The sequence below is a fragment of the Lysinibacillus louembei genome (assembly GCF_033880585.1).
Lineage (GTDB): Bacteria > Bacillota > Bacilli > Bacillales_A > Planococcaceae > Metasolibacillus > Metasolibacillus louembei.
Genome location: NZ_CP137624.1, coordinates 3,830,588 through 3,845,769, shown reverse-complemented (window position 1 = coordinate 3,845,769; position 15,182 = coordinate 3,830,588). Strand labels below are relative to the sequence as shown.

Below are 15,182 nucleotides of genomic sequence, written 5' to 3'. Positions count from 1 at the left end.
ATGATTAAAATCGCACCATCTATTTTAGCTGCGAATTTCGCGCAATTAGGACAAGAAGTAAAGGAAGTAGAAGCTGCTGGTGCAGAGTTGATTCATATCGATGTTATGGATGGACATTTTGTTCCGAATATTTCATTCGGCTCAATCGTTTTAGATGCAATTCGTCCTTTAACGTCATTGCCACTTGATGTGCATTTAATGATTGAAAATCCGGATCAATATATTGAGCAGTTTGCAAAAGCTGGAGCGGATTATATTACAGTGCATGTGGAGGCTTGTCGCCATTTACATCGCACAATTCAATTAATTCGTTCATATGGTGTGAAGCCAGGTGTGGTGTTAAACCCACATACGCCGATTGAAACGATTCACCATGTGTTAGAGGATATTGATATGGTATTGTTTATGACGGTCAATCCAGGCTTTGGCGGACAAAAGTTTATTTCATCGGTTGTACCGAAAGTCGCTGCATTATCAAAAATCATTAAAGAGCGTGGTTTAACTATTGATATTGAAATTGATGGTGGTATTACAGCAGAAACAATCGTTCCATGTGCAGAAGCGGGCGCCAATATTTTTGTTGCAGGCTCTGCCATTTACAATCAAGAAGACCGCGCAGCTGCATTACAAGCCATTAAAGCAGCTGGTGAAGCGGCATACGTGCGATGATTGCCGTAATTTGCTCAGGTGGACCAAGCGAAGAGCTTTGTTCATTTGAGCCTTTTATTCATGAGGAAGATGTTATTTTTATTGGCGCTGACCGAGGAGCATACCATCTATTAGAACGGGGAATTCGTCCCACTGTTATCGTCGGTGATTTGGATTCTATTACACCACATGAACGTCAAGCATTAGTAGAGACAGGCATTCCTATTGATATATATGCTGCAGAAAAAGATGAAACGGATACCGATTTAGCCTTGCTAAAAGCGATTTCCTATCAGCCAAATAAAATTGTGCTCACAGGTGTAACTGGAGGGCGCTTAGATCATTATGAGGCGGTGTTACGGACCGTGTGTGGCTTGCAGCAAAAATATAGCGATATCGTCTTTGAAATTTGCAACCGCCATAACCAGCTACGCTTTTTAGTGCCAGGCACACACACAATTTACGACAATTTAGATTATCCGTATTTATCTTTCTTTGCTTATGGGGAAGCTGTGCAAAATGTGACGTTACGCGGTGTGAAATATGAAACGACAAACGAGGAAATTAGCTTATGGTCATCGCGCTTTACAAGTAATGAGATTGTGGAACAAGCGCATATTACCTTTACATCTGGCATATGTTTAATGATAAGAAGTGCTGATTAAGGGGGAGCGAGTGTGAAGGTGTACACATTTCAATTACCAAAGTTTATTAGTTCGATGACACGTGCGTGTTTGAAGCTATTTAAGAAAGAGAAGAAGAGTTAAATAGCTGTCGGAAAAACTTGCCTAGGCAAGTCTTTTCCGACAGCTATTTTGCATTTTTATTTTAAGGTATCTAGGAATATTTTTGATAGAATTTACGACAAACTTTAGACAATTATTAGTCCATTAACATCCAATGCTTTATAAACAAAAAACATCGACCATTTATATGGTCGATGTTTTTTATCGCGATTATACGCGCTCAATTTTACCTGATTTTAATGCACGAGCAGAAACCCATACGCGCTTTGGCTTACCGTCAACTAAGATACGAACCTTTTGAAGGTTAGCACCCCAAGTACGTTTGTTAGCGTTCATTGCGTGTGAACGGTTGTTGCCTGTACGAGCTTTACGGCCAGTGATAACACATTGTTTTGGCATGTAAATTCCCTCCCTACAGTTGAATCTGAAAGCAATATATTTCAGTTCGATATTTCACATACCATATTAATTTAACACAGTCTCCATGTGAGTGCAACAATTTTTCAACAACCTTTCAAGAAAAAAACCTTTACAGCAATTTTGTTATTATCCACGGTAACCAAGCTTCATAGAAACTTGGCGACCTGTGGTGATTAGTTGGTGTGTTAATTGTTCAATTCTTTCTGTAGATATATTGAAGCTAACAAAGCCAATACTAATAGCACCAACAATGTCACCAAAGCCATTAAAAATAGCAACAGCTATAGCGGAAGTTCCAGCTGTACGTTCACCATGACTGATAGCAAAGCCTTGAGCTTTAATTTGCTCTAGCTGTGTTTCAATTCGCTCCATTTCCTCTTTAGACACAAGCTGCTGTAAAATTTCTTTAGCGCGCTGTGGTGGCAGTGCAGCAAGAATCGCTTTATTAGCTGCACCAATATGCATTGGGACACGAATACCTAATTGATCATAAATGCGAATAGGATTGGTAGGATTATCAATTCTTTCGATAATAATTGTGTCTAAATCTGCAGGTTTATTCAAATAAACGCTTTCTCCAACTAATCGGGCTAATTGCTCTAATTCCACTCTGATTTTGCTAATATAATCCATTGAATCATATACTTGCAAGCCAATTTCCATCCATATTGTTCCGAGATGATAATGCTTTGTTTGGCTATCTTGTACAACCATACCTTGTTTAATCATTGCCTGCAAAATTCTATGTAATGTACTTAATGGTAAATCGCATTTTGTAGATAGCTCGGAAATGGACATGCCAGCATCGTTTGCTTTAGATGCTAAAATTTTTGTGATAGTCATTGCTCGTTCTAATAATTGCATAAATATATCACCTCTTCTTCGTCTATTCTATTGTGATTTTGACGATGCGTCTAGTTTTAGAATAGCAGTTTTCAACAAATAGAGTGCTCTAAAAAATAAAATTTCTGAATATATTGACATCTGGGTGTAGAGAGCATATATTTTTTATATAAACTTTCCTTTGTACGGAATTTATTTCCGTTTAACGGAAAAAGGAGTGGTGTAATGTATTATTGTTCATCTATGTATGCGCCATTGAAGCATGTAATTGTGAAACATCCAAAAGATGCTTTTCAAAATCAAAATCATTTGCATGCAGAGTGGCAAACCTTTAACTATTTGGCGGAACCAAATTACGCGGAAGCGATTAATGAATATGCTGATTTTATTGCTATTTTAGAAGATTATGTTGAGCATATTGATTATTTACCAAAATCTGAATCTGTTGGCTTGGATTCGCTTTATGCACATGATCCAGTGAAATTCACGCCAAAAGGGGCTATCATTTTAAAGTCAGGCAAAGAATTGAGACAGCCAGAGGCAAAGGTTTATAAGGAATTTTTACAGGCTAAGGATATACCGATTATTGGTGAGCTAACAGGTGAAGCTGTATCGGATGGAGGCGATATTGTTTGGTTAGATGATCGCACATTAGCAGTAGGGCGAGGCTATCGTACGAATGATGAGGCTATTCGTCAGTTAAAGGAAATGACGGCTGGTATGGTAGATGAATTTATCGTTGTCCAGCTCCCGCATGATTTGGGTGAAGCAGAGTGCCTACATCTGATGTCCTTTATTAGCATGGTTGATAAAGATTTAGCTGTTGTACACTCACGATTAATGCCGGTCTTTTTCCGACAGCTGTTATTAGCACGCGGGATTCAGTTAATTGAAGTACCAAAGGAAGAATACGATGCACTAGGCTGCAATGTGTTAGCACTAGCACCAAGAGTTTGTGTCATTCCTGCTGGTAATCCAGTTACAAAGCAGCAACTAATAGATGCAGGTGCGACTGTTTATGAATATAAAGGTGATGAAATTACGGTCAAAGGGACAGGTGGACCAACATGTTTAACTTGCCCAGTAGTTAGAGGATAAAGTAAGGCTTTTTTTACACGCTATCATATGTTTAATACGAAACAAATAACTATTGTTAGAAAAAAGGAGAAAAATAATGATGTTTAAAAATGTAATTGTGAAAAATCCAGGAAATAGCTTTGTAAATGGCTTAACAACGAGCGATTTAGGAAAACCGATATTAGAAAAATTATTTGAGCAGCATGCACAATACGTAGAGGCATTAAAAAAGTGCGGTGTGGAAGTGACGCAGCTAGCGGCAGATGAGACATTTCCAGACTCCACATTTGTGGAAGATACGGCTGTTTTAACAGCTGAGTTTGCGATTATTTCAAATCCTGGTGCAGAGGCACGCAATCGCGAAATTGAAACGATAGAGCCAGCAATTCAACAATTTTACGACAAAATTTATTATATTAAAGCACCCGGTACACTTGATGGTGGAGATGTATTACAAGCGGAGAAGAAGTTTTATGTAGGGATTTCTGACCGTACAAATGAAGAAGGGGCACGTCAATTTAAAGAAATTGTCGAAAAGGAAGGCTATGAAGCGACGATTATTCCGTTAAAAGAGTTTTTCCATTTAAAAACAGGAATTGCCTATGTAGGGGAAAATCGCATGGTGCTTGCTGGAGAGTTTATTGACCATCCTGCTTTTGCTTCTTATGACAAAATTATTATTCCAAAAGAGGATGAATACTCAGCAAACTGTATTCAAGTAAATGATTACGTTATTATCCCAGCAGGCTACCCAGAAACAAATCGAAAATTAATAGAATTAGGCTATCAAACAATTGAATTAAATATGTCTGAATTTCGCAAGCATGATGGTGGCTTAAGCTGTTTATCATTGCGTTTTTAATGATAGTAATTATGTGCTAGCTAATTGAGTTAATCCAAAGGGTTTTTCATTAAAAATAGTAGACGTCAGAATCAATGCTGTATGGAAAGAAGGAGAGAACAGTGAGCAATGGACAACAGCAGCACGATAATACATTAAAGCGTTCCATGAAAAGCCGCCATTTATTAATGCTATCACTTGGTGGTGTTATTGGGACAGGTTTATTTTTAAATGTTGGCTATACAATTAACCAAGCTGGACCTGGTGGTGCATTAATTGGCTATTTATTTGGTGGCTTAATTTTATTTATGGTAATGAATTGCCTTGGAGAATTAGCAGTTTATATGCCTGTAACAGGTTCTTTTCAAACATATGCAACTCGTTTTATTAGTCCAGCGGCAGGCTTTTCCTTAGGCTGGATGTACTTTGTTGGCTCTGCTGCTACAGCGGGCGTTGAATTTACTGCTGCAGGTATATTAATGCAGCATTGGTTTCCAGATGTAGCGATTTGGATATGGTGTGCTGTGTTTATGGCGCTGTTATTTGGCTTGAATGCTTTGACAACAAGAGGATTTGCAGAGGCAGAGTTTTGGTTTGCAGGCATTAAAGTGGTCGCAGTAATTGCCTTTATCGTAATTGGAGCAGCAGCTATTTTGGGAATTATTCCTTTAGCAGACCGCCCAACGCCACACTTCACAAATTTAGCTCCATCTGGATGGTTTCCAGCAGGTATTACAATTATTTTTGTGACGATGATGAATGTTATTTTTTCTTATCAGGGGTCTGAGCTAGTAGGAATTGCAGCTGGGGAAACAGAGGAGCCAGAAAAAAATATACCGAAGGCAATACGTACAATTATTTTTAGAATCATTGTCTTTTATATCGCTTCTATTATTGTATTATCAGCCATCTTCCCAGCATCTGAGCTTGGTTTGTTAGAAAGTCCGTTCGTTACTTTAATGAAAATTGCGGGAGTGCCATATGCGGCAGATATTATGAATTTTGTTATTTTAACTGCTATTTTATCGGTAGGAAATTCATGTCTATTTGCTTCAACTCGTTTACTATGGTCAATGTCAAATGAAGGGATGGCGCCTAAAATGTTTGGGCGTTTAACTAAAAATAAAGTGCCATTAAATGCGCTCATATTTACAATGTTATTCTCATTGTTATCATTATTAACAAGCGTTATGGAAGCGGATACAGTATTTGTTATTTTAATGTCAGTAGCAGGTATTTCTGTGACGATATCTTGGATGGGGATTTGTGCATCGCAATTTATGTTTCGACGTCGCTTTATTCAAGAGGGAGGCAATATTGCTGATTTAAAATTTAAAATACCGTTTTATCCAATAATTCCGCTAGTTTGCATAGCCTTTTGTGTATTAATTCTTGTATTTTTAGCATTTGACCCAACCCAATTAATTGGCTTAATATATGGAATTGCTTTCTTTATTGCATGTATGATTTTTTATAAAGTAAAATTAAGTAAACAACAGCATGGATAACATAGAGGAGAATTGTTTATGAATTGGAATACACCAGAGAAGCTACGTGCATTATTATGTGAAATTGTCAGCTGGGAAAGCAGGACATTAACACAAGGTGAAAATGAATTTGCTTATAAATTAAAGGATAAATTGCAGACATTGTCATATTTTCAACAACAACCTGAATTTGTTGAATTGCATGATGCGGGACTTGGTCGACATGCAGTAACGGCTCTTTATAAGCATCCAACCGCAACAGAAACGGTAGTACTAATCAGTCACTTTGATACGGTGCATACAGAGGAGTATGGTGAGTTAGAGCCGCTTGCCTTTTATCCAGAAGAGCTGACAAAAAAGCTGATGGAGCCTAAGTATTTTAAAGATTTACCAGAACAAGTGAAAATTGATTTGGAGTCGGGGAAGTATTTATTTGGGCGCGGCACAATGGATATGAAAATGGGACTAGCATTGCATATGCAGCTAATTGAAAGGGCAAGCATTGAACAATGGCCAATCAACCTTCTATTAACCGCTGTTCCAGATGAAGAAGTGAACTCCGCTGGAATGCGAGCAGCAGTTGTAGAATTAGTACGGTTACGTGAGCAGCATCATCTAACATATAAATTATTTTTAAATAGTGAGCCATCCTTCTCACAAGAACCTACTGATATTAAAGAATATATTTACTCTGGCACTATTGGAAAAATTATGCCTGCCGCTTTATTTTATGGGAAAGAAACACATGTAGGAGAACCTTTAAAAGGCATGACAGCTAATTTTATTGCTTCCTATATGACACAGCATATGGAATGGAACCCTATTTTCCGTGAGCAAGATTTAGGTGAAAGTACACCCCTTCCAGTATCGCTGCAATTAAAGGATTTGAAGATGGAATATTCGACACAAACACCTTATCGTGCTGCAGCGCTGTATAATGTCTTTTTAATGAAGCGCACAGCGACAGAGGTGATGGATATTTTTGAACAGGTGGCAGTGGAAGCTATGAACGCTTGTAATACGCATTATCAGCAAATTTGCCAGCGTGAGGGTGTCAAAGGTGTAGGTGCTGTAAAGGTTATACGTTATGAGGCACTTTTAGAGCTTGCTATAGAGAAACTTGGAGAAGCAGAGGTGGAGGCAATTAAACAGCGAGTTATTCATCATGAGAGCTGGGATGATCGAGAGAAATCCATTCGCATTGTGGATCAGCTGATGATTCGTTGTCAGGAGCTAGCACCTGCAACAGTGTTACTTTATACACCACCATATTATCCAGCAATTAACGCATCGAACCATCCAATTGTTGAACAATCAATTGAATTGCTGAAAGAGGTAGCGAAGACATTTAATAATGAAGTTGAACAAATTCATTATTTTAACGGCATATGTGATTTAAGCTATGTTAATTATTCAGATAGTGAGAATGGTTGGTTAGCATTCGAGAAAAATACACCTGTTTGGGGAGAAACATATAGCATTCCTTTTGATATGATGGCAGCATTACAAGGTCCAGTGTTAAATGTAGGACCATTTGGTAAAGACCCGCATCAAAAAACAGAAAGATTGCATGTTGATAGTGCCTTTGTAGAAATGCCTGTTATGATTGAGAAGCTTATTAAAAGTTTATCTGAGGTAGGTCTAAAGTGATATTTAGACGTATTTCATATATAATATTGAAATAACAGAAATGTTAAATAGTAGCGCATGAGATTAAAGCTTTGCACTTTGATTTCATGCGTTTTATTCATGTTATGCTGTTAAATTGACAGTCTGTTTTTAATTTATCTTAAGCGGCACTAGACGAATTATGGCGTTTTCTTTTATAATTATTGTTTATGTAGTACAATAAAGAGTAGTTTAAAAGTACTTAGGGGGCGTATTTATGTCAATAGAAATCCACAATGAATTCGGACAAATCGATATTTCGAATGATGTGATTGCACAAATTGCAGGTGGCGCAGCGGTTGAGTGCTACGGTATTGTTGGAATGGCAAGCAAACATCAAATTCGAGATGGATTAACAGATATTTTACGTAAAGAGAACTTTACAAAAGGTGTGCTAGTTCGTCAAGAAGGCGAAGACTTACATATTGATATGTACATTATTGTAAGCTATGGTACAAAAATTTCTGAAATTGCTTATCAAGTACAATCAACAGTAAAATATACAGTAAATAAAACATTAGGTATGAGCGTGAAGTCCGTTAATATTTTCGTGCAAGGCGTTCGTGTGATGAATGTGTAATGAGGAGGAAGCAAATCTAATGAAGTCTTTAGGCGGAATGAAATTCGCAGAAATGGTACAAATGGGGGCACACCATTTATATCAAAATGCGGCTTATGTAGATTCATTAAATGTATTCCCTGTACCAGATGGTGATACAGGAACGAATATGAATTTGTCGATGACATCAGGTGCAAAAGAAACAGAGGTACAAGCACAGGAGCATATCGGGAAAACAGCACAAGGATTAGCGAAAGGCCTATTAATGGGCGCACGTGGAAATTCGGGTGTTATTTTGTCGCAATTATTCCGTGGTTTCGGAAAAGCGATTGAAAAGGAAGCAGAAATCGATGCAATCGGCTTTGCTGATGCTTTCCAAGCAGGTGTTGACACAGCATATAAGGCAGTAATGAAGCCTGTTGAAGGAACAATTTTAACAGTAGCTCGTGAAGCGGCTGCAAAGGCAGTGGAAGTAGCGCAAGATGAAGATGATATTATTGTTGTCATGGAGGCGCTTGTAGCAGAAGCGAAAGCCTCACTAGCACGCACACCAGAGCAGCTTCCTGTTTTAAAGGAAGTAGGCGTAGTCGATAGCGGTGGACAAGGCTTATTATTTGTATACGAAGGTTTCCTTGCCTCATTAAAAGGCGAGCCACTGCCACAAAAAAATGAATCTTCATTAGATGATTTAATCAATGCGGAGCATCATCGTGTGCAAGATTTTATGAACACGGAAGATATTGAATTTGGCTATTGTACAGAAATTATGGTGCGCTTTGAGTCAGATAAAGAGCCGTTCGACGAGGAACAATTCCGCCAAGAGCTAAATCCGATGGGTGATTCCTTGCTTGTTATTTCGGATGATGAAATTGCTAAAGTGCATATTCATTCAGAAACACCAGGAGCAGTGCTTGCAGCAGGGCAAAAATATGGTAGCTTAATCAAAATTAAAGTAGATAATATGCGTGAGCAGCATTCTGCAATTGTTGGGGAAGCCCCTGTAGCAACAGTACCAAAAGTGGAAAAGCATCCATACGCGGTTGTGACGATTGCAATGGGTGAAGGTGTAGCGAATTTATTGCGTTCAATCGGTGCTTCATATGTCATTGAAGGCGGACAAACGATGAATCCTTCAACAGAGGATATCGTGAAAGCCGTAAAAGAAATCGGTGCAGAGCGCGTTGTTATTTTACCTAATAACAAAAACATCATTATGGCTGCTGAGCAAGCGGTTGAATTATTAGATATTGAGGCAGCGGTTGTGCCAACAAAAACAATTCCACAGGGGATGGCTGCGATTTTAGCATTCAACCCAGAGGTATCTGTGGAGGAAAATCAAGCAAGCATGGTAGATAGCTTTGCACATGTGAAAACAGGGCAAGTAACATTTGCGGTACGCGATACATCGATTGATGGTGTAGAAATCCGTAAAGACGAGTTTATGGCATTAGCTGAGGGCAAAATTATTTTATCAACACCGACGATGATGGAGGCGGCGCAAACAGTTGCTACATCACTTGTTGACGAAGATGCGGAAATTGTCACAGTTATTTATGGTGAAGATGCAACAGCAGATGAAGCCACACAGCTAGCTGCATTTATCGAAGAAAATTATCCTGATGCAGAAGTAGAAGTTGTTGAAGGAAAGCAAGCGTTATATCCGTTTATTTTATCAGTGGAATAAGGTGAGGCTGTAGAGAAAGTCGTTTCTCTACAGCTTTTTATATGTACATGAGTAATTATTTTCCATATGATTCTTTTGATATAAGTAAATTTTGTGTCCAAGCGACAATTCTGATACACTAAGTAGTAAATAAGAGATTTTTTTAGGAGGAACGGGTATGAAGTTTACTTCCGTTTTTGATATTATTGGTCCTGTAATGATTGGACCTTCATCTTCACATACAGCAGGTGCGGCAAGAATTGGACGTGTAGCGCGTGATTTATTTGGTCGTCAGCCGAAGTGGGCAAAAATTCATTTATATGGCTCGTTTGCAGAAACATATCGTGGACATGGCACAGATGTGGCGATTGTAGGCGGCTTATTAGATTATGATACGTATGATGAGCGCATTAAAACAGCATTTGAGGATGCTGAAAAAGCAGGCTTATCTTTCGAGTTTATTCCAGAAGAGGCGCATAAGGAGCATCCAAATACAACGCGTATCGTCATGGGTGATGATGAAGGTGAAATGAGCGTTGAAGGTGTTTCAATTGGTGGAGGGAAAATTGAAATTAGTGAAGTAAACGGTTTCAAACTTCGCTTAACAGGTGGAATGCCAGCGATTTTAGTTGTGCATGATGACCGTGCAGGCTGTATTGCGAATGTAGCAAATTGTTTGGCGATGCACGATGTCAATATTGGACATATGGAAGTGTCGCGTATTGAGCGTGGGTTAACAGCATTAATGGTTATTGAAGTTGATCAAAATATAGAGGAACGTGTGTTACAGCAAATTTCCTATATACCACATATTACGAAAGTATCGAAAATTAACAACTAAGGAGTGAGCATAATGGACGTATTATTTCAAAATGTACGAGAACTAGTAGAGCGTGCAGAGCAAGAAGGAAAGCTCATTTCTGAAATTATGATTGAGCAGGAAATGCAAATGACGGGACGTTCGCGTGAGGATATTATGGCGCAAATGGATCGTAATTTAACAGTAATGGAGGAAGCGGTAGAGCGCGGCATCAAGGGTGTACATTCTGTTACTGGCTTAACAGGTGGCGATGCAGTATTATTGCAAAAATATATTGCTTCAGGCAAGTCGCTAGCTGGCGATTTATTGTTGGATGCTGTTAGTAAAGCAGTGGCAACAAACGAAGTAAATGCAGCGATGGGCACAATTTGTGCAACACCAACAGCAGGCTCAGCAGGCGTTGTACCAGGGACGCTGTTTGCGATTCAACATAAATTAAATCCAACACGTGAGCAAATGATTAATTTCCTATTCACATCAGGTGCCTTTGGTTTTGTCGTAGCGAACAATGCATCAATTTCTGGTGCGGCAGGTGGCTGTCAGGCGGAAGTCGGCTCAGCGGCTGGTATGGCGGCGGCGGCTATTGTGGAAATGGCTGGGGGTACGCCACAGCAATGTGCAGAAGGCTTTGCGATTACATTGAAAAATATGCTAGGGCTTGTTTGTGACCCTGTTGCAGGCTTAGTAGAAGTGCCATGTGTGAAACGTAATGCGATGGGCGCAGCAAATGCGATTGTTGCAGCAGATATGGCGTTAGCAGGAGTAACGAGCCGCATTCCTTGTGATGAGGTTATCGGTGCTATGTATCGCATTGGTGAATCAATGAATCCAGACTTAAAAGAAACGGCACGTGGTGGACTAGCTGCAACACCAACAGGTAAGGCATTAGCTGCCAAAATCTTTGGTGGTGCAGTTGTACAAGGGCAGTAAAAAAGCTTTCGAGAAATGTGGATAGTAGTCCAATTTCTCGAGAGCTTTATTTTTTTACTAGCAATTACGTAAAATCTCCAATGTCTCATTCAAAAATGCCCCTTTTGCTTCACTATTTTTAATTCCATTCTCTACACGGTCATAGCGGAACGCACGAATAATAGCGAATAACGCAGGAAACATCTTTTTCTCCAATACATTCAAAGTTCTTTGCTTTTCATATGCTTGCATAAATTGTTGAAATCGTTGCGTAGAAGACAGCTCGCCTTGATAATCTACATGCCAGCATAAGTAAACACCTACTGCTACACATTCATTTAGTAAAACTTCATCACCTGCTAAATTAAAATCAAAAATACCACTAATTTGTTGCTCATCAAAAAGCATATTGTAATAGCAAAAATCGCCTTGTGTTGCCGCTATTGGTAGCTCTCTCCACACGTCTTCTAATTGCTTACGATACCCTGTATAAAGCGAAGCGATGTCCTGCATATGTGGCTCTTGTGCAAATGCGGTTGCAAAATCACGAAAGCATAGCTCGTTTTCATCATAATCACCAAGTGCATCGCTCTCATTGCCACCAAACATCGCCCAAGAAGTTGCTTGATTTAATAAAATGGTATGTTCCAGTGAGAAACGATGCATTTTGCCTAATGCAGTGCCGATTTCTTCAATATGTATATTTGTCAAACAGTTAATCGCGATACCTGAAACCATATGTTCAAGCGTATAGACAATATTTTGCTCTGTTACTGTATAGCCACCATCACCTATTTTTAAATAAGTGGTGACAGGCAAAATTGCAGAAAGCTTATTTGCAAATGCGCAGATTTGCTGCATCTTATCGCTATTATACTGCTCGCCTTTTAACATATAGCGCGTGCCATCCATTGCGGTAATGACAGCGAGCTTTTTAGCGCTATCACGGATTACGTCGCACGATGCAATCTCAATACCCCAAAAGGTTGCTACAATTCGTTGGAAAGTGTCGTTCATTGGAATCTCCTCCTTTATCAATGTAATATAATAATTATACATGAAGAGAAGATGAACACGTATGAAAGGTGTCCGTTTTGAAATTCTGAATAGCTATGGCAAGCATTTATATACTATTTTTGTAGATTTGATTGATGAAACATGGCTTGACAATTTAGTGGATGCGAATGCTATAGCATAGAAGATTGTATGTTAGGGGCGGACCTTTTTCCAGACGAAACAGTGTTTATTGGATAAGATTTTTTGGGAGAAAATTTCTGTACAAGACTATTACATAATATTTGCCGATTTAAAGGCTTTGGGAATATTATTGAAATTCGCAATCGTATGGACTTTTTATAAAGTAATACAGCTTGTAGAACGAGTACAAATGTGCAGCTATCAAAATATTCAATGTACGATGAATAACAACGACACGTGTAAAAGGAGGGATATAATATGACAAGCTGTACAGAACCTGTAACGACATTGAAGGGAATTGGCAAGGAAACAGCAGAGCATCTACAATCATTACATATTGAAACAATTGGCGATTTAATTTGGACATTTCCTTATCGTCATGAGGATTTTCGATTGAAGGATTTAGCTGAAACGCCACATAATGAGCGCGTTACAATTGAGGCAACGGTTGAATCGATACCCTCCGTCATTTTTTTAGGGAAAAATAAACAGCGTTTAACGGTAGCTGTGCGCGCAGGGCGCCATTTAGTAAAAGCGGTATTTTTTAATCAAGGCTATTTGCGACAACGGCTGTTGCCAGGCACGCTTGTCACAGTAACAGGAAAATGGGACCGAGGGCGTCAAGTGATTGTTGGGTCCTCCGTCACATTTGGTCCGAAAACAGAGCAAGTAGATTTTGAGCCAGTTTATAGTTTGCGTGGCTTAATTCAACAAAAGCGCTTCCGTAAATATATGCGACAGGCACTTGATATAGTGGGGGATGTAGAGGATATTTTACCACCACAATTACGTTTAGACTATCAGCTAGTTGATATTCAAGAAGCGTTAGAGGGCGTGCATTTTCCAAAGGATGCCACGCATGCAAAGCAAGCTCGTCGCCGCTTTGTTTACGAGGAGCTGCTTGAATTTCAATTGCGCATTCAAGCATTGCGCAAAAGTCGTAAGGAGGCGGAGCAAGGGCTTGAAATTGCTTATGATATTGACAAACTGCGTGCCTTTATTCAAACATTGCCATATGAGCTAACAGCTGCGCAAAAGCGTGTCGTTAATGAAATATGTAAAGACTTGAAATTGCCACAGCGGATGAATCGTCTTCTACAGGGGGATGTTGGTTCAGGGAAAACGGTCGTTGCGGCAATCGGCTTATATGCAGCAGTCACAGCAGGCTATCAAGGAGCATTGATGGCGCCAACTGAAATTTTAGCAGAGCAGCATGCGGAGTCATTGAAGGGCTGGTTTGAGCCAATTGGTGTGCGTGTTGCGATTTTATCAGGTTCAACAAAAACGAAAGAGCGTCGCCTTTTATTGGAGCAATTAGCTGCGGGAGAGATTGATATTTTAATTGGTACACATGCATTGATACAGCCCGATGTCGCATTTCATAAGCTCGGCTTTGTTATTACCGATGAGCAACATCGCTTTGGCGTAGAACAGCGCCGCATTTTGCGTGATAAAGGAGAGCATCCAGATGTGCTCTTTATGACAGCGACACCAATCCCTAGAACGTTAGCCATTACCGCATTTGGTGAAATGGATGTATCAATTATTGATGAGCTACCAGCAGGGCGTAAGGAAATCGAAACGCACTGGATGAAGGAGGAGCAGCTTGGTGCCGTGCTTTCTAAAATGCAGACAGAGCTTGCCAAAGGAAGACAAGCATATGTCATTTGTCCATTGATTGAGGAATCTGACAAGCTAGATGTACAAAATGCAGTCGATGCCTATAATCATTTAACAGCATATTTTGCAGGGAGCTTTACAGTCGGCCTCATGCATGGACGTCTGCATCCGACCGAAAAAGATGAGATTATGCGTGCATTCAGTAACGGTGAGATACATGTGCTCGTGTCAACGACTGTTGTAGAGGTTGGGGTGAACGTACCGAATGCAACATTTATGACGATCTATGATGCGGAGCGCTTCGGTTTAGCACAGCTCCATCAGCTAAGGGGACGCGTAGGACGTGGGGAACATCAATCGTATTGTGTATTAATTGCCGACCCTAAATCGGATGAAGGGCAGGAGCGCATGCGGTCGATGACGGAAACGAATGACGGTTTTAAATTGGCTGAAAAGGATTTAGAACTACGTGGTCCTGGTGATTTCTTTGGTAAAAAGCAAAGCGGCCTACCTGAATTTAAAATGGCGGATCTTGTGCATGATTATCGTGCATTAGATGTGGCAAGACGCGATGCAGAGCGTCTTGTGCATAGTGAGTCATTTTGGAAGGAAGAGGCATACGCACCGCTTCGTCATCGCCTTGAAGCATCAGGTGTACTACAAGGGGAGCGCATTGATTAAAAA

The 15,182-nt window shown here is 39.7% G+C and carries 15 protein-coding genes; 12 read left to right on the top strand and 3 right to left on the bottom strand.

The features are described from left to right. From rpe to spoVM, 3 genes are read left to right on the top strand one after another with little or no spacing between them, the layout of a single operon-like run. Nucleotides 1–669 carry a ribulose-phosphate 3-epimerase gene (rpe, locus tag R6U77_RS19235; protein WP_319836846.1) on the top strand — a complete coding sequence of 223 codons (669 nt, stop codon included), beginning with the start codon at nt 1–3 and terminating at the stop codon, nt 667–669. Next, nucleotides 666–1,313 carry a thiamine diphosphokinase gene (locus tag R6U77_RS19230; protein ID WP_319836845.1) on the top strand — a complete coding sequence of 216 codons (648 nt, stop codon included), beginning with the start codon at nt 666–668 and terminating at the stop codon, nt 1,311–1,313. Before rpe ends, R6U77_RS19230 begins: the two co-directional genes overlap by 4 nt. Before the next feature lie 12 nt (nt 1,314–1,325). After that, the gene (gene spoVM, locus R6U77_RS19900) at nt 1,326–1,415 is read left to right on the top strand and encodes a stage V sporulation protein SpoVM (protein WP_363319856.1); all 90 of its coding nucleotides are present in this window, start codon (nt 1,326–1,328) and stop codon (nt 1,413–1,415) included. A 189-nt stretch (nt 1,416–1,604) separates the two neighbouring features. Here the strand turns inward: spoVM and rpmB are convergent, their stop codons facing one another. Together rpmB and R6U77_RS19220 are read right to left on the bottom strand one after the other, a co-directional pair. Beyond that, nucleotides 1,605–1,793: a 50S ribosomal protein L28 gene (gene rpmB / locus R6U77_RS19225; RefSeq protein WP_004227417.1), complete on the bottom strand. Its 189-nt coding sequence runs from the start codon at nt 1,791–1,793 to the stop codon at nt 1,605–1,607. A gap of 147 nt (nt 1,794–1,940) precedes the next feature. Next, nucleotides 1,941–2,678, bottom strand: coding sequence for an IclR family transcriptional regulator (locus R6U77_RS19220; RefSeq protein ID WP_319836844.1), 738 nt, complete (start codon nt 2,676–2,678; stop codon nt 1,941–1,943). A 204-nt stretch (nt 2,679–2,882) separates the two neighbouring features. Between R6U77_RS19220 and R6U77_RS19215 the strand changes: the two genes are divergently transcribed. The 8 genes from R6U77_RS19215 (at nt 2,883) to sdaAA (ending at nt 11,702) form a co-directional block, all read left to right on the top strand. Then, nucleotides 2,883–3,755 carry a dimethylarginine dimethylaminohydrolase family protein gene (locus R6U77_RS19215; protein WP_319836843.1) on the top strand — a complete coding sequence of 291 codons (873 nt, stop codon included), beginning with the start codon at nt 2,883–2,885 and terminating at the stop codon, nt 3,753–3,755. A 79-nt stretch (nt 3,756–3,834) separates the two neighbouring features. Beyond that, the gene (locus tag R6U77_RS19210; RefSeq protein WP_319836842.1) at nt 3,835–4,596 is read left to right on the top strand and encodes a dimethylarginine dimethylaminohydrolase family protein; all 762 of its coding nucleotides are present in this window, start codon (nt 3,835–3,837) and stop codon (nt 4,594–4,596) included. Nucleotides 4,597–4,742: 146 nt separating this feature from the next. After that, the gene (locus tag R6U77_RS19205) at nt 4,743–6,083 is read left to right on the top strand and encodes an amino acid permease (RefSeq protein ID WP_319838403.1); all 1,341 of its coding nucleotides are present in this window, start codon (nt 4,743–4,745) and stop codon (nt 6,081–6,083) included. 18 nt (nt 6,084–6,101) lie between these two features. Further along, on the top strand, nt 6,102–7,712 hold the full coding sequence (locus tag R6U77_RS19200) for a M20/M25/M40 family metallo-hydrolase (RefSeq protein WP_319836841.1): 1,611 nt from the start codon (nt 6,102–6,104) through the stop codon (nt 7,710–7,712). A 235-nt stretch (nt 7,713–7,947) separates the two neighbouring features. Next, complete coding sequence (locus tag R6U77_RS19195) at nt 7,948–8,310, top strand: Asp23/Gls24 family envelope stress response protein (protein WP_107839200.1); 363 nt, start codon at nt 7,948–7,950, stop codon at nt 8,308–8,310. Between the two features lie 19 nt (nt 8,311–8,329). Next, nucleotides 8,330–9,973, top strand: coding sequence for a DAK2 domain-containing protein (locus tag R6U77_RS19190; RefSeq protein ID WP_319836840.1), 1,644 nt, complete (start codon nt 8,330–8,332; stop codon nt 9,971–9,973). A 157-nt stretch (nt 9,974–10,130) separates the two neighbouring features. Next, nucleotides 10,131–10,793 (top strand): L-serine ammonia-lyase, iron-sulfur-dependent subunit beta, encoded by a 663-nt coding sequence (sdaAB, locus tag R6U77_RS19185; RefSeq protein ID WP_293921374.1) that lies wholly within the window; start codon nt 10,131–10,133, stop codon nt 10,791–10,793. Nucleotides 10,794–10,805: 12 nt separating this feature from the next. Continuing rightward, nucleotides 10,806–11,702 carry an L-serine ammonia-lyase, iron-sulfur-dependent, subunit alpha gene (sdaAA, locus tag R6U77_RS19180; RefSeq protein ID WP_319836839.1) on the top strand — a complete coding sequence of 299 codons (897 nt, stop codon included), beginning with the start codon at nt 10,806–10,808 and terminating at the stop codon, nt 11,700–11,702. 57 nt (nt 11,703–11,759) lie between these two features. Here the strand turns inward: sdaAA and R6U77_RS19175 are convergent, their stop codons facing one another. Continuing rightward, nucleotides 11,760–12,698, bottom strand: coding sequence for a phosphotransferase enzyme family protein (locus tag R6U77_RS19175; RefSeq protein ID WP_319836838.1), 939 nt, complete (start codon nt 12,696–12,698; stop codon nt 11,760–11,762). Between the two features lie 438 nt (nt 12,699–13,136). Here R6U77_RS19175 and recG point away from each other — a divergent pair, with 438 nt between their 5' ends. Next, complete coding sequence (gene recG / locus R6U77_RS19170; RefSeq protein ID WP_319836837.1) at nt 13,137–15,179, top strand: ATP-dependent DNA helicase RecG; 2,043 nt, start codon at nt 13,137–13,139, stop codon at nt 15,177–15,179. Nucleotides 15,180–15,182: the final 3 nt, after the last annotated feature.

Coding starts and splice junctions, on each gene's coding strand:
- R6U77_RS19210 (WP_319836842.1), top strand. CDS start 3,835: ATGTTTAAAAATGTAATTGTGAAAAATCCAGGAAATAGCTTTGTAAAT.
- sdaAA (WP_319836839.1), top strand. CDS start 10,806: ATGGACGTATTATTTCAAAATGTACGAGAACTAGTAGAGCGTGCAGAG.
- R6U77_RS19220 (WP_319836844.1), bottom strand. CDS start 2,678: ATGCAATTATTAGAACGAGCAATGACTATCACAAAAATTTTAGCATCT.
- R6U77_RS19230 (WP_319836845.1), top strand. CDS start 666: ATGATTGCCGTAATTTGCTCAGGTGGACCAAGCGAAGAGCTTTGTTCA.
- rpe (WP_319836846.1), top strand. CDS start 1: ATGATTAAAATCGCACCATCTATTTTAGCTGCGAATTTCGCGCAATTA.
- sdaAB (WP_293921374.1), top strand. CDS start 10,131: ATGAAGTTTACTTCCGTTTTTGATATTATTGGTCCTGTAATGATTGGA.
- rpmB (WP_004227417.1), bottom strand. CDS start 1,793: ATGCCAAAACAATGTGTTATCACTGGCCGTAAAGCTCGTACAGGCAAC.
- R6U77_RS19215 (WP_319836843.1), top strand. CDS start 2,883: ATGTATTATTGTTCATCTATGTATGCGCCATTGAAGCATGTAATTGTG.
- R6U77_RS19200 (WP_319836841.1), top strand. CDS start 6,102: ATGAATTGGAATACACCAGAGAAGCTACGTGCATTATTATGTGAAATT.
- R6U77_RS19195 (WP_107839200.1), top strand. CDS start 7,948: ATGTCAATAGAAATCCACAATGAATTCGGACAAATCGATATTTCGAAT.
- R6U77_RS19205 (WP_319838403.1), top strand. CDS start 4,743: ATGAAAAGCCGCCATTTATTAATGCTATCACTTGGTGGTGTTATTGGG.
- R6U77_RS19175 (WP_319836838.1), bottom strand. CDS start 12,698: ATGAACGACACTTTCCAACGAATTGTAGCAACCTTTTGGGGTATTGAG.
- recG (WP_319836837.1), top strand. CDS start 13,137: ATGACAAGCTGTACAGAACCTGTAACGACATTGAAGGGAATTGGCAAG.
- R6U77_RS19190 (WP_319836840.1), top strand. CDS start 8,330: ATGAAGTCTTTAGGCGGAATGAAATTCGCAGAAATGGTACAAATGGGG.